Source organism: Vibrio sp. 10N.261.45.E2, from assembly GCF_002875705.1.
Lineage (GTDB): Bacteria > Pseudomonadota > Gammaproteobacteria > Enterobacterales > Vibrionaceae > Vibrio.
Map to the genome: position 1 here is coordinate 105,373 of NZ_MCZZ01000111.1, position 21,854 is coordinate 127,226.

16 protein-coding genes are annotated in these 21,854 nt (G+C 45.0%); 6 read left to right on the forward strand and 10 right to left on the reverse strand.

Features of this window, described 5'->3' with window-relative positions; all coding sequences use genetic code 11:
• The first annotated feature begins 121 nt into the window (after positions 1 to 121).
• The 6 genes from BCT34_RS08450 (at position 122) to BCT34_RS08475 (ending at position 6,534) form a co-directional block, all read left to right on the forward strand.
• Positions 122 to 490 (forward strand): YacL family protein, encoded by a 369-nt coding sequence (locus tag BCT34_RS08450; RefSeq protein ID WP_076655080.1) that lies wholly within the window; start codon positions 122 to 124, stop codon positions 488 to 490.
• Between the two features lie 239 nt (positions 491 to 729).
• Complete coding sequence (gene glnK, locus BCT34_RS08455) at positions 730 to 1,068, forward strand: P-II family nitrogen regulator (RefSeq protein ID WP_004738200.1); 339 nt, start codon at positions 730 to 732, stop codon at positions 1,066 to 1,068.
• 27 nt (positions 1,069 to 1,095) lie between these two features.
• Positions 1,096 to 2,325, forward strand: a complete 1,230-nt coding sequence (locus tag BCT34_RS08460) for an ammonium transporter (protein WP_076655082.1) — start codon at positions 1,096 to 1,098, stop codon at positions 2,323 to 2,325.
• A gap of 295 nt (positions 2,326 to 2,620) precedes the next feature.
• A complete protein-coding gene (locus BCT34_RS08465) occupies positions 2,621 to 3,634 on the forward strand; it encodes a Fe(3+) ABC transporter substrate-binding protein (protein WP_076655085.1) in 1,014 nt (337 codons plus the stop codon).
• 246 nt (positions 3,635 to 3,880) lie between these two features.
• Positions 3,881 to 5,506 (forward strand): iron ABC transporter permease, encoded by a 1,626-nt coding sequence (locus BCT34_RS08470; RefSeq protein WP_076655087.1) that lies wholly within the window; start codon positions 3,881 to 3,883, stop codon positions 5,504 to 5,506.
• Positions 5,506 to 6,534, forward strand: coding sequence for an ABC transporter ATP-binding protein (locus BCT34_RS08475; protein WP_076655090.1), 1,029 nt, complete (start codon positions 5,506 to 5,508; stop codon positions 6,532 to 6,534). Before BCT34_RS08470 ends, BCT34_RS08475 begins: the two co-directional genes overlap by 1 nt.
• 150 nt (positions 6,535 to 6,684) lie before the next feature.
• On the opposite strand, the gene BCT34_RS08480 is transcribed toward BCT34_RS08475, so the two are convergent.
• The 10 genes from BCT34_RS08480 to BCT34_RS08525 all read right to left on the reverse strand — a co-directional run bounded on the left by BCT34_RS08480 (position 6,685) and on the right by BCT34_RS08525 (position 21,294).
• Positions 6,685 to 8,097, reverse strand: a complete 1,413-nt coding sequence (locus BCT34_RS08480; protein WP_050651763.1) for a phosphoglucomutase/phosphomannomutase family protein — start codon at positions 8,095 to 8,097, stop codon at positions 6,685 to 6,687.
• A gap of 74 nt (positions 8,098 to 8,171) precedes the next feature.
• Positions 8,172 to 10,577 carry a N,N'-diacetylchitobiose phosphorylase gene (locus BCT34_RS08485; RefSeq protein ID WP_076655093.1) on the reverse strand — a complete coding sequence of 802 codons (2,406 nt, stop codon included), beginning with the start codon at positions 10,575 to 10,577 and terminating at the stop codon, positions 8,172 to 8,174.
• Between the two features lie 128 nt (positions 10,578 to 10,705).
• Entirely contained in the window at positions 10,706 to 12,640 is a 1,935-nt protein-coding gene (locus BCT34_RS08490; protein ID WP_076655095.1) for a family 20 glycosylhydrolase, read from the reverse strand.
• 12 nt (positions 12,641 to 12,652) lie between these two features.
• A complete protein-coding gene (locus tag BCT34_RS08495; RefSeq protein ID WP_076655096.1) occupies positions 12,653 to 13,537 on the reverse strand; it encodes an N-acetylglucosamine kinase in 885 nt (294 codons plus the stop codon).
• A gap of 2 nt (positions 13,538 to 13,539) precedes the next feature.
• Complete coding sequence (locus BCT34_RS08500; RefSeq protein WP_076655097.1) at positions 13,540 to 15,261, reverse strand: glycoside hydrolase family 9 protein; 1,722 nt, start codon at positions 15,259 to 15,261, stop codon at positions 13,540 to 13,542.
• A 98-nt stretch (positions 15,262 to 15,359) separates the two neighbouring features.
• Entirely contained in the window at positions 15,360 to 16,355 is a 996-nt protein-coding gene (locus tag BCT34_RS08505) for an ABC transporter ATP-binding protein (protein WP_019824366.1), read from the reverse strand.
• 86 nt (positions 16,356 to 16,441) lie between these two features.
• Positions 16,442 to 17,425 (reverse strand): ABC transporter ATP-binding protein, encoded by a 984-nt coding sequence (locus tag BCT34_RS08510; protein WP_019824365.1) that lies wholly within the window; start codon positions 17,423 to 17,425, stop codon positions 16,442 to 16,444.
• Between the two features lie 2 nt (positions 17,426 to 17,427).
• Entirely contained in the window at positions 17,428 to 18,453 is a 1,026-nt protein-coding gene (locus BCT34_RS08515; protein WP_017056648.1) for an ABC transporter permease, read from the reverse strand.
• Positions 18,454 to 18,455: 2 nt separating this feature from the next.
• Positions 18,456 to 19,442, reverse strand: coding sequence for an ABC transporter permease (locus BCT34_RS08520; protein WP_076655098.1), 987 nt, complete (start codon positions 19,440 to 19,442; stop codon positions 18,456 to 18,458).
• Between the two features lie 169 nt (positions 19,443 to 19,611).
• The gene (locus BCT34_RS08525) at positions 19,612 to 21,294 is read right to left on the reverse strand and encodes an ABC transporter substrate-binding protein (protein ID WP_076655099.1); all 1,683 of its coding nucleotides are present in this window, start codon (positions 21,292 to 21,294) and stop codon (positions 19,612 to 19,614) included.
• Between the last annotated feature and the right edge of the window lie 560 nt (positions 21,295 to 21,854).

A 21,854-nucleotide genomic window follows, 5' to 3' on the forward strand; every position in this document is an offset into this window, starting at 1 on the left:
TCGTAGAAGGCGTTTTTTTATGTCTGAATACCGGGCGATGAGCGACTCGACCTCTTAAGCACTTCGCTATATACTCTCGCCTCATTTTTAACCCTGTCTGCAGTAACTGCGTGGAGGCACTATGGAATTCGAATTTACTAGAAACACTCTAATGGGTGAATACTATGTGAAATGCAGTATGGGGCACGAGATCGTTGGCCGCTGGTTACAAGAAGAGATCGGCAAAGATAAGCAGAAATTAGATCATGTGATGGCGCTTATTGAGCAATCTCGACAGGATCTGAGCAATGAAGTGACGTTGCTTGGCAAAGAGATTAGTCTTGCGATTAATGAAGATGAAGTAACGATTCAAGAAAACGTGTTAGCGCATGAGCAAGAGATGGAAGAGGGCAGTGAGTTTGACTTCTATAACTGTGAAAGCCAAGCAAGCTGTGGAATCGACGATTTCGAACTACTCATCGAACGCTGGATTGACTTTTTAGGTTACTAGTCTCTAACACCTATTTGTTAGTCATTCAGAGCCTTGAAGGCTCCGTTGCCCAAAACTGGAGCAATAAGAGCATCACGCATTAAGATAGTGAAAAGGCCGCACCAATATGGTGCGGCCTTTTTCGTTATTAGGGACTTATCATCTTGTTTTTATTTGAAATCAATAAGTTAACTTTTTGGCACGCTACTTGGATTGTAATAAGAGAATTAACGGATTAAGTAAGAATTTAAGGAACGAATATGAAACTGATAAATGCCATTGTTAAGCCATTCAAATTAGACGATGTACGCGAAGCGCTCTCTGATGTGGGTATTGAAGGTATGACGGTCTCTGAAGTGAAGGGTTTTGGTCGTCAGAAAGGACACACAGAATTGTACCGTGGTGCGGAATACCAAGTAGATTTCCTACCAAAGGTGAAGCTAGAAATCGCAACTCAAGCTGAAAACGTTGACCGAGTTGTTGAAGCGATTAGCCAAGCAGCACATACCGGGAAAATCGGTGACGGTAAAATTTTTGTGTATGACCTAAGCCAAGCCGTACGAATCCGTACAGGTGAAATGGACGCTGAAGCACTTTAAAGAATTACAAGGACTGGAGACTTTAATATGGAACTTACAACAACAGTAACGGAACTACGTTACGCACTAGACACTTTTTTCTTCCTCATTTCAGGTGCGTTGGTAATGTGGATGGCAGCAGGCTTCGCGATGTTAGAAGCTGGCCTAGTTCGTTCAAAGAACACCACTGAAATTTTAACTAAGAACATCTGTTTGTACGCGATTGCTTGTACAGCGTTCTTAGTGGTTGGTTACAACATCATGTATGTCGACAACGGTGAAGGCGGCTGGTTGCCATCATTTGGTACTCTAATTGGTACTCAAGGTGAAGGTGCAGACCACTCTCTAGAGTCAGATTTCTTCTTCCAGGTAGTATTCGTTGCAACAGCAATGTCTGTGGTATCTGGCGCGGTTGCTGAGCGTATGAAGCTTTGGTCATTCCTAATCTTCTCTGTTGTTCTAACAGCGTTCATTTACCCAATGGAAGGTTACTGGACATGGGGTGGTGGTTTCTTATCTGAAGCTGGCTTTAGTGACTTCGCAGGTTCAGGTATCGTGCACATGGCTGGTGCAGCCGCTGCATTAGCAGGCGTTCTACTACTTGGTGCTCGTAAAGGTAAATACGGTAAAAACGGTGAAATCTACCCGATTCCTGGTTCAAACATGCCACTTGCAACGCTAGGTACATTTATCCTTTGGTTCGGTTGGTTTGGTTTCAACGGCGGTTCTCAACTAATGGTTTCAGACTTCGAGAATGCGACAGCAGTGGGTCAAATCTTCCTTAACACCAACGCAGCAGCAGCGGCGGGTGCAATCGCAGCACTACTAGTATGTAAAACAACTTGGGGTAAAGCAGACCTAACAATGATTCTTAACGGCGCATTAGCTGGCCTAGTAGCAATCACTGCAGACCCTCTATCACCATCACCTCTATTCGCAGTAGCAATTGGTTCGGTATCTGGCGCATTGGTTGTATTTAGCATCATCGCTCTAGACAAAGCTAAGATTGATGATCCAGTAGGTGCTATCTCGGTACACGGTGTGTGTGGTTTCTTCGGTCTAATGGCTGTGCCACTAAGCAACGCTGATGCAACATTTGGTGCTCAACTATTCGGTGCAGCAGTAATCTTTGCATGGGTATTCGGTGCGAGCCTAGCGGTATGGGCAGTGCTTAAAGCAACAATCGGTATTCGTGTTAGTGAAGATGAAGAGCTAGAAGGTATGGACATGCACGATTGTGGTGTTGGCGCTTACCCAGAGTTTGTATCAGTAAAATAATCAATAGTATTTGTCTAATCTGAACGGGTTAGGCAGGACAAAGAAAACCCCATAGCTATTGGTTGTGGGGTTTTGTTATTAATGGTCGAGTAGTTTTGATTGATGTAGATAAACCGAGCTAGCCGGCAACGCTTCGCAAGCATAAGTGGTCGCTTTGAAATGAATTGTTACAAAAGTGCGAGACTGATGGCGCAGAGCGAACAATTTTTTTGTCGGACATCATTGTAATTGTGTTACTGATGAATATAATAACGCAACTGATATAGATTATCATTTCGATATAAAGGATTTTACCATGAAAAAACTGCTAACACTTTCAGCTCTAGCGTGTAGTGTCATTGCCCCTGCTGCAATGGCTGCGGAAGAAGTGAACGTATACTCTTACCGTCAACCTTTCCTAGTTGAACCAATGTTCAAGGAATTCACAAAAGAGACTGGCATTAAAGTAAACGTTAAGTTTGCTAAAAAAGGTTTAGCAGAAAAGTTAGCTCAAGAAGGCGAATACAGCCCTGCAGACGTAGTGTTAACTGTAGACATCAGTCGTCTATCTGAGCTAACTAAACAAGGTTTAGTTCAGTCTGTTGAAAGCGAAGTTCTTGAAAAGAATATTCCTGCTCAATACCAAGATACAAACAATGAGTGGTTCGCTCTAACAACACGTACACGTAGCGTTTACTCTTCTCGTGACCGTGTTGGCCGCTTAGGTGAAGATTTCACTTACGCTGACCTAGCTAAGCCTGAATTCAAAGGCAAAATCTGTACTCGTAGCGGTAAGCACCCATACAACGTTTCTCTAGTATCTTCTATGATTGCTCATAAAGGCGAAGCAGAAACTAAAGAATGGCTAGAAGGCGTAAAAGCTAACCTAGCTCGTAAGCCTCAAGGCAACGACCGTGCACAAGTTAAAGCTATCAAAGAAGGTCTATGTGACGTTTCTCTTGGTAACAGCTACTACCTAGGCAAGATGGTTAACGATAAAGAGCAAAAAGCTTGGGCTGACGCTGTTTACATTAACTTCCCTAACCAAGAGACAACGGGTACTCACGTGAATATCTCTGGTATGGCAATGGCTAAATACTCTCCGAACGAAGAGAATGCCGTTAAGCTAATGGAATTCCTATCGGGTAACACAGCACAAAGCATGTACGCAGAAGTGAACTATGAATACCCAGTGAAAGCTGATGTTAAACCTTCTGAGCTTGTTGCTTCATGGGGTGAATTCAAAGCAGATACAATTTCTCTAGACCAAATTGCTGACCACCACGCAGCAGCAATTAAACTATTAGACGAAGTTAAGTTCGATCTTTAATTTATTACTGTAGGCTTCGGCCTAAGTAAAATGACAACCTCAAGTCACCACTTTCGGTAACTTGGGGTTGTTTGTTTTTGGAAAATTACGTTTTGATACAAAGCTAGCCGTTGAACCCTTGAGTTATGAGCATCTCATCTTGAAGTCATTACAGTATATGGGTATAAATAACCCCCACCACTAAAAGGGCATGAGATGTATTTGCAACTGCACTTGTATTCCATTAAGCCTCGTTGTAATTAGGCGATGAAAGAAAAAAATTATTTATGGAACACCAGTAGTGGCTTGATCGCTTTACTACTGGTTTTTCCGATCTTAGCGATATTCACCACCGCTGTAGGTGAGACAAATGAGCTGTTTTCTCATTTGATGTCCACGGTGATGCCGACTTACGCTTATAACACTGTCGTTTTAGTGATAGGAACCATGTTCTTGTCGCTGCTATTTGGCATCCCTTCAGCATGGATCATGGCGATGTGTCGTGTGCCTGGCGAAAAGGTGCTGCAGTGGGCATTAGTTTTGCCACTTGCAATGCCAGCTTATATTGTCGGATATATCTTTACCGATTGGTTTGACTTTGCCGGCCCGGTGCAGATTCTGCTTCGCGACCTAACTGGCTGGGGGCCTGGGGAGTATTGGTTCCCGGATATTAGAACCTTGTCTGGCGCAATTATTGTTCTGTCGCTTGTTCTATACCCTTATATATACCTGTTGTGCCGTGCTGCATTCATGGAGCAGAACGTCTCTCTACTTCAATCCGCTAGATTATTGAAATGCTCACCTTGGGAAAGCTTCCGTCGAATCTCTTTGCCGCTTGTACGCCCATCAATGGCTGTCGGTTTATCTTTAGTTGCTATGGAAACCATCGGAGACTTTGGCACGGTCAGCTACTTTGCGGTGAACACCTTAACAACTGCGGTTTATGATACCTGGTTAGGCTACTCCAGCTTGACTGCGGCAGCGAAAATATCGGCAATCATGTTGGTTATCGTGATTCTATTGTTAAGCTCGGAGCGATACAGTCGACGTAAACAGAAGCTATTTCAAAATCAATTCAGTAGTAGTGAAGATTTTCGTTATGACCTGTCTGGTTGGAAAAAATGGCTAGCACTATTTTGGTGTTGGGGTTTAGTCTGCGTCGCATTCTTGTTCCCGCTTGGTCAATTAATTATTTATGCTTATAAATATTTCGGCCAAAGCTGGACTCCAGAGTTTAGAGAATACGCGGTTAACAGCTTATATGTTTCTATTGTGGCTGCGATTATCGGTGTGATCATTGCTCTCATTGTGAACTTTAATCAACGAGTAAGCCCGGGTAAGAGAAGTCAGGCATACATGCGTCTTGCGTCTATGGGCTATGCCGTTCCAGGCACAGTGTTAGCGATTGGTGTGATGGTTCCTGTTTTGTTCATGGATCACCTAATCAATGACATTGCGAAAGTCATGGAGTGGGGGCGACCGGGTTTGATCTTCTCTGGTTCCATGTTCGCGTTAATCTTTGCCATGGTCGTGCGTTTTTCAGCGGTTGCGATTGGCAGTATTGAAAGTAGCTTGAGTAAAGTATCTCCTTCACTGGATATGGCTTCAAAAACAATGGGTTGCAACACTAACCAGATGTTACGTCGAGTTCATTTACCTTTGATTAAACGCGGTGCTTTGATCGCTGGCTTACTGGTGTTTATCGAATCAATGAAAGAGCTAAATGCGGCATTGCTGCTGCGCCCTTTCAACTTCGAAACACTGGCGACTTATGTTTATAACTATGCCTCAGATGAGCACCTCGAATTAGCAGCGATGCCTGCCGTATTATTGGTGTTAGTAGGTTTAATTCCTCTGATCATCGTAAACCGTTCCTTGGAGCAGAAAAACTAATGAGTTGTGCATTATCAATTAAAGATCTGACTTGTAAGTATGAGTCGCAAACCATTTTGGAAGCGCTCTCGTTAGAAGTTGAGCATGGTGAAATTGTTTGTCTTCTTGGTGCGAGCGGCTGCGGCAAAACGACCTTACTTAAGGCGATTGCAGGCTTACTTCCATTGAGTAGCGGTGTGATGAGTTTGAACTGCCAAACCATTGATGATGGTAAGAATTGGTTGCCACCTGAACAGCGCAACATTGGTATGATTTTCCAAGATTACGCTCTGTTTCCGCACCTGACGGTAAACCAGAATGTCGGCTTTGGATTAAAAGAGCTTTCTGAGCAGGAAAAGAAAGAGAAAGTTCAAGAGATGTTAGAACTGGTTCACTTAGGTGAGTTCGGTGACCGATACCCGCATCAACTTTCTGGTGGTCAACAACAGCGTGTCGCGATTGCTCGTTCTTTGGCATATAAGCCAGACCTGCTGTTATTGGATGAACCATTTTCTAACATTGATACTCAGGTTCGTCATGAGCTGATTTCTCAGATTCGTAAGATCTTTAAAAAACAAGGTGTTACAGCTATCTTCGTAACTCACAGTCGTGAAGAGGCGTTTGCATTTGCAGATAAGATGGCAGTTATGAACCATGGTGTAATTGAACAGTATGGTTCAGCCTCTGAATTGTATTTCCATCCTTCGAGTAAGTTCGTCGCAGACTTTTTAGGTGGCGGTAGCTACCTCAATGCACAACGTATTTCAGAGCATGAATTTGAAACCAGTTTGGGTATGGTTGAAGCTAAACCGCAAACGGATATTGAGTTCGGCAATACCTGTGAGCTTTTGTTAAGACCGCAGCATATTCATGCAAGTTACGAACAAGATAGTGCCATTTCAGTGCTAGAACAGCAATTTATGGGCGATCACTGTCGTTATGTTATCGAAGCGCATGGTCAGAAACTATTAGCAACCTCATCAGAAGCCCTTGAAGTGGGTATGCCGGTCAACGTAAAGGTTGATACCAAAGGCGTATTGGCTTTTTAAATAGAGGCAACGCAGTACTTATCGTTATAGTAATTGCGATAAAAAAGCCCAGTACTTTCACCAAAGTACTGGGCAAGAGTTCTTCACCTATAGGCTTTAACAAGGCAGTGATTTGTTAAATCCCATCCAAAACTGCTGCACTCTATAAGCCTATAGAGAGAGGAAGTCTTTCACTTTTTGAAGAACACGTTCTGCTGTGTCTTTATCTTCCATTTCTGCGAAGATTCGTAGTAACGGCTCTGTTCCTGAGAAGCGAGCAATTACCCAACCGCCATTCTTGAAGTACACCTTAGCGCCATCTTCATAGCTGACTTTTTCAATTTCGTATTCAAATTCAGGCAGTTGCTTCTCGACATAAATCTTAGTGTAGAGCGCTTCTTTTTCAGAAGGCTTGAATTTACAGTCGCCTTCTGCGGTGTAGGCATAGCCATATTTCGAGTAGATCTCATCAAGTAGCTCAGATAATTTCTTGCCCGTTACACTGATCATCTCAACCAGTAAGCTTGATGCAAATACGCCATCCTTACCTTTGATGTGACCTCGAATGGTTAAACCACCCGAACTTTCGCCACCAATCAGAGAGTCGTCGGCTTCCATTTGCGAGCTGATATGCTTAAAGCCCACCGGAACCTCAAAGCTCTTCTCACCATGATCCGCCGCCACTTTATCCAATAGGTGTGTGGTTGCGATATTACGAACCACAGAGCCTTTCCAACCTTTGTATTCCAGTAAGTAGTAGTAAAGCAGTAATAGTACTTCGTTAGGATGAATGAAGTGGCCTTTCTCATCGATAATACCCAAGCGGTCTGCATCGCCATCGGTACCAATACCAATGTCATAGCCTTCTGCTGCTACTAAGTGTTTCAAGCGGTATAGCGTTGCTGCACTTGGAGAGGGCATCAGTCCGCCGAAATCTGGGTTTTTGCCATCGTTGATTACGTCGACATCACAGCGACCATTGATAAGTACTGTTTGTAATGCGTTTTTCGCTACACCAAACATCGGGTCAATCAACACGCGTAGATTCGCTTTCTTGATCGATTCAATATCAATAGCGTTAATGATCGAATCAACAAAGGCGTTCATTGGGTTAATGATCTCGATTTCTTTGTCGTTTAATGCTTGTTCGAAATCAACACGGATAACATCTTCGTTGGTCAGTGTTGCGATTTGCTGTTCGATCTTTTCAGTGATGATCTCATCAGCATCGCGTCCACCTTCGATGAATACCTTGATACCGTTGTAATCTGCTGGGTTGTGAGAAGCGGTAATACATGCCGAGTAGGTGCAGCCCATCTCTTTCGCTTGGAACATCACGATAGGCGTTGGAACAAACTTATCGATGAAGCTGACTTTGATGTTGTTGGCTGCCAGCACTTCTGCAAACCAGCATGCGGCTTTATCTGAAAGGAAGCGACGGTCATAACCGATCACAAATCCATTTTTTGCAGCATCTTCATTATTGATGATGTTAGCGAGCGCTTGCGCCACCAAACGGACGTTTTCTCTAGTGAACTCTTCACCAATGAATGCGCGCCAGCCACCTGTACCAAATTTAATCATTAGAAAATCCTTTTAGTCTCATTGCCTCAAGCCTGTAAAGACTTGAGACAATAGCTGTTCGTTAAATTAAATGACTAACCAAGAACGACGACAACATCGTTTACGCTGCCTTCCGCTTGTACCGGGATAGCGCCTTCAACTGATTCACCATTGATAGTGATAGATGCAACGCCTTTACTTACTGCATTCGGGTTTTGAACCGTGATGTTGTAAGTCGCGCCACGCCATTGGCGAGTAACCTCGAACTCTGGCCAATCAGTTGGGATACAAGGATCAACCGTTAAGCCTTCAAAGCCTGTGCGAACACCAAGAATAAAGTTAGTTACCGCGAAGTAAGCCCAACCAGAGGTACCAGTTAACCAAGGGTGGTTTGCACGGCCGTGGTCTTGGTGGTCTTTACCCATGATGAACTGCACGTACGAGTATGGTTCTGCGTAACGTGTTTCAATCATGTCGTTTTGGTTGTATGGGTTAAGCGCGTCGTAGAATTTCATCGCACGGTCACCACGACCAAGTTTTGCTTCTGCTACCCAAGCCCATGGGTTAGGGTGAGAGAAAATAGCACCGTTCTCTTTAACACCTTGGTAAACGCGAGTGACGAAGCCGATATCATCGTTTGGTGTTGCGAATGAAGGAGAGTTTAGGTGTAGGCCGTATTCAGAGAATAGGTTCTCATCAACAGCGTCCATCGCTTTCTCGCCACGTTCTTGAGAAACCGCACCAGATAGAACCGCGAGCGTGTTTGACTCAAGGTGTACACGACCTTCTGTTTGTTGAGCAGTACCAATCTTATCGCCATTTTTGGTTAGACCACGGATGTACCAGCCGCCTTCGTCATCCCAAAGGTGCGCTTCACACGCTTCGCGAACGTTCGCTGCCATTTCTGTGTATTTCGCAACATCAGTGTCGTTGTTACGGAACTTAGCAAGATCTAAGAATTCTTGCAGAGCCCAGAAGTGTAGGAATGAAACCATTGAAGATTCACCGCCACCAAGGTTCAAACAGTCATTCCAGTCAGCACGAAGACCTTTACAGATACCCGTTTGACCAACGTACTCAGCAGAGAAGTTCAGCGCCGCTTTCATGTGTTCGTAAACCGTGGCTTCACCTCCGTCTGCGTATGGAATCACTTCATCAAAGAAGTCATGTTCACCCGTTTCCATCACGTATTTAATGATGGTTGGTACGATCCATAAGTGATCATCAGAACAAGTATCTTCAATGCCGTGGATCTTGTCGTCATCTGACGGTGTTGGAACAACCGTTGGTGATTTAGAAGGCTCAACGTCGGCTTTCTCTGGATCGAACCAGTCTGGATCGAACAAGTGTAGACCGTAGCCCGCTTTCACTTGACCGCGTAGCAGGTCGACAATGCGTTTCTTGGTCATTTGCGGGTTGGCATGAGGTACTGAGATAGCATCTTGCGCAGTATCACGGTAACCAAGACCAGTACGGCCACCAACTTCAATAAAGGATGCAAAGCGCGACCACACCACACAAGTTTCAGCTTGGTATAGTGTCCACGTGTTGATCATGGTGTCTAAGCCTTCGTTTGGAGACTTAACTTGGAATTTGTTGCAACGCTCGTCCCAGTGATCTTTGATCCCTTGGAAGGCTGCGTCTACGTTTGCTGTGTCTTGATACTTCTCACGTAAGCGCTCACCGTTGCCTTTACCGATACCGAGTACATACGCAAAGCGAACTTCTTCACCCGGCTGAATCGTAAATTGCTTGTGCAGAGAACCACAGTGGTTGTAACAAGTTTGAGCGCTGTTAGAACACTTACCGTTTTCAACCGCAATTGGATTTGCTTCATCGCGGTACATGCCAAGGAAGTTGTCACGTTGGCCATCGTAGCTGTCTGGCGAGAAAGTTGAAGCTAGGTAGTAGAAGCCTTCAAAATCGTTAGTGTTGTAGTACAGGTCGTATTCCAACACGCCTTCTTGGTAAGACGTGCCAGCAGAGTACAAAGACATCTGATGGTTCTGGTTATCCGATTGGATGTGGCTGAACGAGAACTCAACAAATGAGAATGTGCTGATAGTACGTGGCTTATCAGTGTTGTTCTTTAGGACAACGTCCCAAACTTCTGCATCTTCGCCTTTAGGTACGAATAGCGTTTTGGTCGCTGTAATACCGCTGTATTCACATTTGAACTTTGAGTATGACAGGCCGTGACGAACTTCGTAGTTTGCTTCATCTAGGCTTTTTGCCACTGGTTGCCAAGAGATAGACCAGTAATCACCCGTTTCATCATCACGCAGGTAAACGTAGTGTCCAGGACGGTCAAAGGTGCCGTTTGGACGGAATTTAGTAACACGGTTGTATTCCGGAGAATTGTAGAACGAGTAACCGCCCGCATTGTGCGAAATCACGGTACAAAACTTTTCAGTTCCTAGGTAGTTGGTCCAAGGTGCTGGTACATCAGGGCGAGTGATGACGTATTCGCGATTGTCGTTATCGAAATAGCCGTATTTCATTGTCATTTCCTTTTTAACAAACTGCATCTATGCAGCTAATTTTTAAATAGTGATGCTGAGTCTTTTCTGACTGAGCACCTTAATTTGAGTCAGCAATCACTCGGTATGAGTATCGCTTTGGTTTTGTTTTATTGAGCTTTCCAAGGGTTGCGATAATCAACATTGAGTCTGTCGAGTAATGGCAGATGCCCCTTTAGGCGAGATAGGTAATCTAGCCAGTTTCGGTTGTTTTTGTGTGTCCAACATCCTTCAGCTAAAGCGCTAATTCTTGGGAATACCATGTAATCCATACGCTTTTGGTTGGTGACGATCTCGCACCATAGAGCACACTGAATTCCGCGAATCCGCTTACGAATTGGGTCGGTGTCGGATATCTCAGCAAGCGCTTCGTAGGTATAAGCTTGTTCTAATGGGATAACGGCAGCCCAATCGACGCCCGGTTCTTCCGGTGCATAATCTTGGGTCATGTCGAGATAAGTAAATTGTGCAGGTTGCAACACCACATCAAAGCCTTGGCGAGCGCAATTGACAGCCGCTTCTTCGCTTAGCCACGAGTAGATGATGGTCTCTTTGCTCACCTTGTCGCCGTGCTGTGCTTCTTCCCAGCCGACCATACGTTTGCCGAGTTGCTTGAGTTTGTTTTCGGCATAGCGGAATAGGTGACCTTGTAAGTCTTTGCTGTCTTGGTACTGGTGCTCTTTCATCAGTGCTTGAGCTGCAGGGCTGTTAGTCCACACGCCCGGTGGTACTTCGTCTGCGCCCATGTGAATCAGTTCGCTCGGGAACAGCTCTGCGACTTCTTCAATAACCGCATCTAAGAATTGGTATGTACCTGGTAAGCCAGGGTTTAGCACGTTGTCGTTGTAGTGCTGAATGCTCTTGTATTGAGTGGTATCAGCTTGCTCTACCAACATGTCAGGCAATGATTTGATGGCGGCGCGACAGTGTCCCGGGATATCAATTTCAGGGATTACTGTGATGCTGCGCTGTTCTGCGTATTCAATGATTTCACGAATCTGTTGTTGTGTGTAGAAGCCGCCGTAGTTTTCAGCAATATGGGTATATTGCGGCTCCAGTGCATGATCAGGACCACGCCAAGCGCCAATTTCAGTTAGTTGAGGTAGGCTTTTTATCTCGATTCTCCAACCTTCATCATCGGTTAGGTGCCAATGAAAAACGTTGAACTTGTAGTGTGCCAGTTGGTTGATTAAACGCTTCACTTGTTCCACTGAGTGGAAGTGACGAGCGCAGTCCAGCATCATGCCACGGTATTTGAAACGAGGTTGGTCGGCTATTTGGCAACATGGTACAGAGAAGTTTTCGGCATCCTGTTGTTGAACCAATTGAATCAAACTTGCTACAGCGTGTGTAAATCCAGACTGGCTGCCTGATTCAATAATTATCTGTTGTTCAGTAATGCGGAGTTTGTATTCGGCTTCGTCTAAAGTCGGGTTGCTGCGAAGTAGAATATCATCGCCTTCTTCTGTTGGAAGCTGATTCGAAATCGACAGTTCAAAGGTTGAAAGTAATTCTTGTTGCAGCCAAGAGACGGCTTTATCTGCAAGGTGAGATTGAACCTCAACCTTGCATTCGCTATTTAGGGTGAAGCTACCTTGCTTAAGTTCGATCTGGTTTGGCTGAGGAATCAATGCAATCTCAGCAGCATTCACTTCAGGTATTTGATTGCGTTCACGGTATGGTGAAGCCAGAACAATGGGTGATATTGCGACAGGTAGTACCGATGCTTCACCTTGGTGATGCGTTTGGATAAAGGCATCGTTTAGCCCGTCAGAATAGAAACGAAATGGGGCGCTTTGAATGCTGAATTCAAGGTAGTAATGGTTGTTCGCCTTCAACACTGACGAACTTGGTTTGAACGAACAAAAGCTTCCAACTTGAGTTAGCTCACCCTGAGATAAACTCTCTGGAAGGACGAATCGGTCAAACGCAAAATGCAGTGACCAATCAGTTACATCAAGGTCACTTAAGTTATGTACCGTAAGGCCAAATCGGCAGTTATTTTTTTGTTCAGAAAGAACAGCTAAGTCGATGCGATAATTCATATAACTTCCCTGCTAAGCCTGTTGATACAAGTTGTGTTGTGATTTTCCGGCAAACATCAATGCGCCTTCAATAGCGTCGAACTGAGGTTTAACGATCCATTGTTGAACCGGTGGTGATAGCCAGTTGAGAATACGCTCTGCGATACTTCCCATTAGGCACACCTTGTCAGCGCCTTTGCGATGCAGTGCTAACACAAACATTTCGATATCAGCAGCGGTTTGCTTGAGCATCTCGATAGCTAGCTCATCGCCTTCGTTAGCGAGTTGAAAAATGACAGGTGAGAACTGACCGTAGTCTTTTGGAATAGCACCTTTTGACCATTCGACGATAGCATCAATATCATTACCAAAATGGTTCATCACGTGTTGAGTCAGTGGTGTCTTGTTGCGAATACCGTCTTCTGCAAGCAGGACTTGTTGAATTAAGCGAAGTCCCATAACTGCGCCACCACCTTGATCTGAGATTGGGAATTCACGACCACCAACCACGTGTTGCTCACCGTCTTGTAGGTAGATACCGCAAGAACCGGTACCGCCAATCATGATCGCACCGTTTTGGCCATTGTGAGCGCCAATACAAGCACCGTAAGCGTCAGTGTTGAGCGTCATACTTGCGAAAGGATGTGGTTGAGCCATGAAGTTGAACCATGCCGATTTTTGTTCTGCGCCAGCCAGTGCTAGGCCAATATGCATATTTGAAAAGTGGCTTGAGTCGAGCTGTCCTTGTTGTGCCGCTTGAGTAATGGCATCAATAATTGAGCTCATCGCTACATCAACACCCAGAAGGATGTTGGCACTGCCACTTTTTGCTTCACCAATCAGCTTGCCTTGGTCATCACGAATACGAGCGCGACAAGACGTGCCTCCACCATCAATACCTACGTAGTAAAGCGTCATGACTATTGCTCCTTACGCTGTGCTAGGTAATTGAATTGCGCAGCGGTTGCCAAGAGGAACCAAGCGCCGTGAGGGATCCATTGCTCACCCCAACGCCAGTTTTGAAGCATGTCGTATTTTTGAGCTGGTGGATTGAATGCAATGTCTTGCTCATCGTCAAAACCCGCGGTAATACCGTTGCAGATACCGCCTTTCGCATTGAAGAAACCAAGCTGAGGTAGGTAATCTGGATTGTTATGGCCATGACCATCGAGCATGCACATGTGGTAAGGGTTGAGACCTAAAATCCAATCAAGGCTGTTTTGCGAAAGCTGGATTAGACGTTGCTGAAGAGCGGTATCTTTAATATGCGGTTGAACTAGGTAAGCCATGGTTGCGATTGAACCAAGACGTGCGTTTTCACCTTGCCACCAGTAACCGGTTTCGTTTTGTTGAGCAACGAAGAAGGCATCGCGCTTATCACCATCAACATTTTTAACGTACTGTCTTGGGTAGCCAAATGGGTTGGTTACTTTATCGGTGATGTTGATTTCGAACTGACATGCTTGTTCAACAACGGTGCGAGCTTGTTCTTTCAGCTCTGTATCGGTTTCATTGTTGATGTACTCACATAGAGCAATTACTGGAAGGCCAGCTTCAGCGGCATGAAAGTATGGGCGAGAGCCATCAGAGTTTGCTGACCAGAAGTGATCAAACGAATTATCAGACTGTTGACGAGCAACCAAGCGAGTTGCCCAAGTTCTTGCTTCTGAAAGGTATTGTTCGTCCTGTGTTACTCGGTAGAGCTCATTGGCTGCGAGTAGGGCGCAATACTCATCGATGATGTTCTCTTCACCATCATTCAGGTACTGGAGGTTGTACTCTTTTAGGTGCCAGTAACCCTTAGCAGCTGTTTCAAGGTAAGTGTGGCTAGAGTAGCTGCCTGAGACTTCAAGCTCAGAAGCTGAGGCCAATGCTGCGATAGCAACGCCAGCACCTTGTCGATAGCCAGCTTGTAAATCCGCTGATTTATGACCTTCTTGAGTCGCATAAGCGCAGATATCGCGCTGATTGATATCTTTGCTCCATTTGTCGAATACCGTCATGTAGAAGTATCCGTCAGCGTCTTGCATTCGCACCAAGAAGTCAGCACCGAAAAGCGCTTCTTCCGTTAGGCGAGTCATAGAGAATTTCGGGAAGTCTGGATTATGGCTAGTCAAGCGTACACTTTTTAGCATGTTCCAAACTACCATTGGAATTTGTTGTGGGTTTAGGTAGTTGCCGTAAGACAAGTGGCTAAAATACTTACTGACATCACCTGATGCGTCATACCATCCACCGTGGACATCGACGTATCGGTCGGTACCTAGAATTTGTGCCTGTCGATCTTTTTTGTCGAAAATACCGCCACAGCGCTGTGACTTAAAATAATGAAGCACATCAGAAAATGTGTGATTCATTAATAGGTTGCAGCCAATCTCAAACACTTCTGAACGTAGGTTGTCAAAGCGCAGGTAGTAGCGACCAGATTCAGTCACTGAACTGAAATCGATAGTGAAGAACTGCCCTTGATGCCAATTTGCTACGCGGCCTTGTTTAACCACATCAAAACTTCCGACAGTCATATGGTTGTCTGCACAGACGAGTAGAGCTGTTGTGCTAGAGAGGCGAGCTTTCTTAGTTTGTAAGATAGCCTGCTTGGGGCCTGTGGACTCATAGCCAATATGGTTGGTCAATAACAGCATCAATATTCTCCGACAGTCCTAGTTTCTATTGGCTAGGTACTTGAATGTTTTGGATATAATTAGTTAGGGCCCGCAGACCCTAACTTAGGTTTTATTGTTTAGCTTTCGTGTAGGTAACAACGTACAAAGTGGTTCTCTGCCAATTGAGTCACTCCAGGAAGTTGCTCTTTACACTTGTCCATTGCGTGAGTACAACGGCCTGCAAATGGGCAGCCTGCTGATACAGGTGTCCAAAGAGGAATCTCACCTTTGTTCCCAGCAAGTTGATCGTGGATTGATTTCTTAGGGTCTGGCACTGCCGAAACCAGTAGCTGAGTGTAAGGGTGTTGAGGGTTAGCAATAACGTCATCGGTATCGCCCCATTCCACCATGTGACCGACGTACATCACTGAAAGATCTTCAGCGATATAACGCGCAGTTGCGATATCGTGAGTGATGTAAAGCAGAGACATTTGCTTCTCAAACTTCATCTCTTCCATCAGGTTCAAAACACCCGCACGAATCGATACATCAAGCATTGATGTAGGTTCATCGGCTAGGACAACTTCTGCACCTACCGCAATATTGCGGGCTAGGTTTACACGTTGACGCTGACCACCAGACAGTTGGTGAGGATACTTTTTCGCCGTCTCTTTTGGCGGAATTAGACCTACTTGCTCTAAAAGATCGTAAACACGTTCTTCTAATTCTCTCTTGTTGCCTGGAGATACTTTCTTGTGGATCAACAATGGTCGAGCAATGTGGTGGAAGATGTTGTGTGTTGGGTTTAGGGAACCAAACGGGTCTTGCCATACCATCTGCACACCTTCACGGTAATGCATAAGATCTTTTCTGCTTGAGATCTCTTGGATATCACGACCTTTGTATTCGATCGTACCGCCTGAAGGCGCGTACATTTTTGCGATCATTTTGGCGGTTGTTGATTTGCCTGAACCAGACTCACCAACCACTGCTAAGCCGCGGCTTTTGTACATCTTGAATGACACGTCGTTAATCGCACGCATCATCGGGGTTTGAATGGTGGTACTGCTTATCGGGAAGTCTTTTACGACATTCTTGCCTTCTACCAATAATTGACCGAAATCTTTGCTCATAATTGTCTCCAGAATCCTTATTCGCTTTGCTTGTTTTTAGGCGGTCGGGTCGCCTGTCTAGTTATTCACGCCGAAAAGCGTGCAAGCTATAGCTTCCTTTGTACTATTGGGTCACCGTACAGGTGGCAGTTAGACAAATGCCCAGGGTCGATAGAACGCAGCTTAGTTGGCACCTTAGTACACGTTTCATGTACGCGGTCGCAACGAGCTTGGAAACGACACCCTTCAGGAATCTCTAATAAGTTCAGAGGGTTGCCTGGAATACCGGTTAGTTTTGTCTTTGGCCCTGTCAGTGGAGGGAAAGAACTTCCCAGCCCTTTGGTGTAAGGGTGGTAAGGGTTTTCTAGAATATCTTGTGAGTTAGCCACTTCGATTAGCTCACCTGAGTACATGATGCCGATACGGTCAGAGAACTCGACCATCAATGACAAGTCATGGGTGATGAACAGAATTGAGAAGCCAAACTCTTCTTTCAGTGCGTAGATCTTTTGCAGGATTTCGCGTTGCACAACCACATCAAGGGCAGTTGTCGGCTCATCCATAATGATCAGCTTTGGATTCAGTGCTAGCGCGATAGCGATAACCAAGCGTTGACGCATGCCGCCAGAGAATTGGTGAGGGTAGTCACTCAATCGGCTCGGGTGAATATCTACGATTTCAAGTAGACCTTCAGCACGCTGCTTAGCTTGCTCACGAGTCATGTTCGTGTGACGCATGATTACGTCACAGAACTGCTCTTCCATCGGTAGTACTGGGTTGAGTGCGTTCATTGCACTCTGAAATACCATCGACATCTCGCTCCAACGGAACGCTTGCATACGGTCATCACTGTATTCAAGGATGTTCTCACCGTTGAAGATAACCTCACCACCACTGATGTAAGCGGGCGGCTTATGAAGACGCATAAGAGAGAAAGCGACTGTTGATTTACCACAGCCAGATTCACCAGCTAGGCCGAATACTTCACCCGGAGCGATATCGAAACTTACGTTGTTACACGCACGAACATCGCCAGACTCTGTGATGTAATCCACGCATAAGTTGCGGATAGAAATTAGTGGTTCAGACATGATTATTTATCTCCGCTCCAAAGTGCATTTTGTGGTGGTAGTTCTGGTTCACGTTCTTCTTTGTCTTGAGCTGCTAGTTTTTTCCAACGCTTCATGCCTTTGTGAGAACGCAGTTGCGGGTTAGCAATTTCATCGACAGCAAAGTTAAGCAGAGCAAGACCAGTTACGAGTAATGTCAGTGCGATACAAGGAGCCAACAGTTCCCACCAAGCGCCAATCAGCATTGATGAAGAGGTTTGAACGTTGTAAAGCATGATGCCCCAGCTGATTGTGTTCGGATCACCAAGACCTAAGAACGAAATCGTTGCTTCCATCATGATTGCGTACATCACCGAACCGATGAAGCTTGCGCCAACGATAGAGATAAGGTTTGGCAGAATCTCTACGAAGATGATACGGAATGAAGATTCACCCAATACTTCTGCTGCTTTTACAAATTCTTTTTCACGCAGTGCTAAGGTCTGGGAGCGAACAACACGGGCGCCCCAAGCCCAGGACATAAAGCCAATAACCAAGGTTATGGTGAGTGGCCCTGCCTCACCGATAAAGGCTGCTACTACGAACAGTAGTGGGTACTGAGGGATAACCAGCATGATGTTCATTGCGGCTGTTAGAACGTCATCGACACGGCCGCCGAAGTAACCTGCAGAAACACCAATAACAGTTGCGAGTAAACACACGGTTAGACCCGCACCAAAACCTACAGCAAGAGATACGCGTGCGCCGTATACCACTTGAGACCAAACGTCACGACCCATACGTGTTGTACCAAGTACGTGGTCTGCCTTTTTAGACATAATCAATGTACGACGGTCATCTGCTAGGTTTTGAGCAACCCAGCCATCAGGGTTAGTTTGTGCCGATTTCACCACGAAACCAGGGTATTCGTGTGGGTTACCTGTACGCTTGTCTGGTACATGTTTGGTGATCAATGGAGCTGCAATCGCGCCAAGAATAAAAATACTTAGGATGATGACGCCTGTTAGGGCCATCGGGTTACGCCAAATGAGTTTTAGAAAGTCTTTCATGATTATTTACCACCCTTACGAAGACGAGGGTCAAGAACAACGTAAAGCATGTCTGCAACTAGGTTAAAGAACAGCATGAATAGCGTCATGATAAGCAGTTGACCTTGTAGTACTTGGTAATCACGAGCGTTAATTGCGTTGAAAAGTACACTGCCAAGACCTGGGTAGTTGAAGATGATTTCGATAATTAACTGACCACCGATTGCCATACCTAGCGACATTGAAAGTGCTGTCACACTTGGTAGCATCGCGTTACGAGCCGCGTAGTTGAACACCACTCGGTTTTCGCTAAGGCCTTTGCCTTTCGCCATGGTGATGTAGTCTTCTGCTAGTAGGTTGATCATGTTGTTACGCATGTTTACTAGGAAGCCACCAATTTGAACAACAGAAGCACAGAACAGTGGTAAGAATGCGTGGTAAGCGACATCTTTAATGAATGCCCAGCTTGTCCAGTCAGGCATGGTACCTGCAGTGTAGGCATAACCTGTTGGGAACCACTTCAAGCCAATCGCAAAGGTAAATAGTGCAATCATCGCGATAACAACTTGAGGAACGGCTTGAAGAATCAGCATCCCTGGTGTTACGAAGGCATCGTATTTACTGCCGCGTTTCCACGCTGCGAAAATACCTAGGATTGAACCGATCGAGAAAGAAAGAATAACGGCGGTGCCAGCTAAGAAAAGCGACCAACCGAATGCTCCACCCAACAGTGTGTTTACAGAAAGTGGGTAGAATTGAATTGATGTACCAAGTTCCCAGCTAAGAATGTTCTTCATGTATGCTGCGTATTGAACCAGTAAGCCGCCATCAACGAAGCCTAATAGTTCTTTCATTGCAGCAATACGCTCTGGAGTAACTTGTACAGAAGCGTTCGCAAACATCATGGTAACTGGGTCACCAGGCATTGCTCTTGGAATAATAAAGTTTAACGTCGCAGCAACTAATAGCGCGACAAAATAAAATGACAAACGTCTTAAAAAATAACCCATAACTCACACCTTACTCACCCAGATTGTTTCCCTGTTTCTGGATTCAGGTCGCTCCTAGCGAAATTTGGAACGAAAAACCCCCTGACGACTAGCGCCATACTTTCAATTGAGAGTGTGGGGATTTTTATAAGCGGCGTAAGAGGTTACGCCGCAAGGATTGAACGATTACTTATTTAACTGGTTTTAGGTCCAGTACATGAAGTAGACGCTCTGGAATACCAGCCCAAATGTTTGGACGGCCTTTTGGATTTTCTTCGTTCCACCAACCAGTGAAGCGAGTTGTGTTGTATTGGTACATGTAAGCACCAGACATCACAGGGATTGTCACTTGGTCTGCAGCGATGATTTGCTGGATACCATGTGCAATATCTAGCTGCTCGTTCTTATCTGCTGTTTTGTAGAAGCTGTTTAGAAGACCATCTAGCTTTTCGTTTTTGTAGAAGTGCATTGCGAAACGAGGCATACCATCACCAGATTGTAGTGATGAGTTGTAAGCACTGTTCCAGTACGTGTATGGATCCGCACCGTGGAAGTAGTTTGTGTATGCTACGTCGTATGTACCTTCAAGCATTGCTTGGTTGTATACAGAGAAATCTGGCGTACGAGCTTTCGCTTTGATACCGATTTCGTTTAGCTGTTCTACCGCTAGTTGAACTGTGTTGTTGAAGTCAGTCCAGCCGTTTGGCGATTGGATCATGAGTTCGAAAGACTTGCCAGATGGAGTGTCAACAAAACCATCTTTGTTTACATCTTTGAAGCCAGCGTCAGCAAGAAGCTTTTTCGCGCCTTCAGCGTTGTAAGTGTTAAAGCCTTTGTACTTGTCATGAGTTTTTTCATCAGACCAAGCTTCAAACGCGTAACCAAGACCCGATGCGAAATCGTTCACAGTACCGCCGCCGTAGAATGCGATGTCGATGATAGTTTGACGGTCAAGAGCCATAGAGAAAGCACGACGGAAGTCAACGTTGCTCAACGCTTCATGCTTCGCAGCATCAGGGTGTTTGAAGTTAACGATGAATGCCTGTGTACCTGCTGGCGGGTACCAGTAGTGGTGTTTAGGGCTAGCTGCTGCGTATGTACGGTCGATATCTGGAACGAAAGAAGATGTCCAGTCCATTTCACCGTTTACAACTTTACCTAGGAATTGGTCGTTGTTCGCGATTTGTGGAACACGTAGACAGTCAACATCTAGGTTGTCAGCATCCCAGTAGTTCGGGTTTGCACACTGGATGTACAGTTGCGCTGTAAACGTATCGATTTCTGTAAATGGACCAGAACCAACTGGATTTTCATTGGTAAACGTTGATGGATCTTTAACGTCTTTCCAGATGTGCTTAGGTACTACAGGTACTTTAGCAATCTCATAAGGTACGTTCGAGTTTGCTTCTGTTAGAGTGAACTTGACTTGGTTGTCGTTCAGTTTTTCTACAGAAGTTACCCAAGAGTTGATACCAGATTGGTCAAGCTCTGGCTTCTCTTTTACAAGGTTGAAAGAAAAAACAACATCATCAGCAGAGAAAGCTTCTCCGTCAGACCATTTAACACCCTTACGAATGTCGAAAACAACGCTCATCAGATCATCTGACATCTTGAAGTTTTCAGCTAGACGGAACACTGGAGTGTTACCGTGCATTTCGTTAAATACTACTAGCGGCTCATACATGAAGTCAGTTGTAGTATGTAGGTTAGTAGCACCAAGGTACGGGTTAAAGTTACGTACGAATGTAGTGTACTCTTTCGGGTGAACGGTCAGTTCACTGCGTTCTGCAGCTGTTGCTACTGATGCAAAACCTGTTGTAGCAGTTGCAATAATTGCTGTTGCTATTGCTGTTTTTTTTATATTGGCAAGCATAGCTGTTCCTTACTATTTGCTTTCATTTCACTAATGGATTGAATGTTATCTGTCGCTAAATTGTTTAGTAGATACACACTCTGGTTAAAGGCCTACCTCTTCTTCGTTGCTCCAGATTCATCGTTGATTCTGAGAAGTGGTAAGAGTGGCCTGTAGGCCTTTGGCAGGAGTAAGAAAACACCTTATCGATGAATTAATCAAACTCGTTTCCCGTCAAAAACGTTAAAAACAGATAATGTCACGTCATTAACGTCAAAACAGGTGGCTTTGATGGTTTTTTGTGCGCATTTGTTAAGGTGATGTGACTCGCATTTGGTTTTGTAGTTCTGGTTGGCTGTAAGTGGTTACTAACTTTAAAGGCTTTTTATTATAGTGCTTTACCTAAGCTTGGTATAATTGTAGATCTCGGTCACTTGCTAGTTTTACGTTAAATTTCCCTAGAAAATTAAATCTGCCGTTCTGTTGTGACTCGCTTCTCAAACTGCAACAAATAGTCGGAAGAATGTGAAATTCAGCCAAGAATAAGGCTCAAAATAGCGATTGAACGGGTGTTTGTTTAA

Bases quoted from the DNA above. Each gene is read 5' to 3' on its own strand.
- BCT34_RS08505 (WP_019824366.1), bottom strand. From the start codon at position 16,355: ATGAGCAAAGATTTCGGTCAATTATTGGTAGAAGGCAAGAATGTCGTA.
- BCT34_RS08510 (WP_019824365.1), bottom strand. From the start codon at position 17,425: ATGTCTGAACCACTAATTTCTATCCGCAACTTATGCGTGGATTACATC.
- BCT34_RS08520 (WP_076655098.1), bottom strand. From the start codon at position 19,442: ATGGGTTATTTTTTAAGACGTTTGTCATTTTATTTTGTCGCGCTATTA.
- BCT34_RS08480 (WP_050651763.1), bottom strand. From the start codon at position 8,097: ATGATTAAATTTGGTACAGGTGGCTGGCGCGCATTCATTGGTGAAGAG.
- BCT34_RS08475 (WP_076655090.1), top strand. From the start codon at position 5,506: ATGAGTTGTGCATTATCAATTAAAGATCTGACTTGTAAGTATGAGTCG.
- BCT34_RS08495 (WP_076655096.1), bottom strand. From the start codon at position 13,537: ATGACGCTTTACTACGTAGGTATTGATGGTGGAGGCACGTCTTGTCGC.
- BCT34_RS08460 (WP_076655082.1), top strand. From the start codon at position 1,096: ATGGAACTTACAACAACAGTAACGGAACTACGTTACGCACTAGACACT.
- BCT34_RS08485 (WP_076655093.1), bottom strand. From the start codon at position 10,577: ATGAAATACGGCTATTTCGATAACGACAATCGCGAATACGTCATCACT.
- BCT34_RS08525 (WP_076655099.1), bottom strand. From the start codon at position 21,294: ATGCTTGCCAATATAAAAAAAACAGCAATAGCAACAGCAATTATTGCA.
- BCT34_RS08490 (WP_076655095.1), bottom strand. From the start codon at position 12,640: ATGAATTATCGCATCGACTTAGCTGTTCTTTCTGAACAAAAAAATAAC.
- BCT34_RS08515 (WP_017056648.1), bottom strand. From the start codon at position 18,453: ATGAAAGACTTTCTAAAACTCATTTGGCGTAACCCGATGGCCCTAACA.
- BCT34_RS08500 (WP_076655097.1), bottom strand. From the start codon at position 15,261: ATGCTGTTATTGACCAACCATATTGGCTATGAGTCCACAGGCCCCAAG.
- BCT34_RS08465 (WP_076655085.1), top strand. From the start codon at position 2,621: ATGAAAAAACTGCTAACACTTTCAGCTCTAGCGTGTAGTGTCATTGCC.
- BCT34_RS08470 (WP_076655087.1), top strand. From the start codon at position 3,881: ATGAAAGAAAAAAATTATTTATGGAACACCAGTAGTGGCTTGATCGCT.
- glnK (WP_004738200.1), top strand. From the start codon at position 730: ATGAAACTGATAAATGCCATTGTTAAGCCATTCAAATTAGACGATGTA.
- BCT34_RS08450 (WP_076655080.1), top strand. From the start codon at position 122: ATGGAATTCGAATTTACTAGAAACACTCTAATGGGTGAATACTATGTG.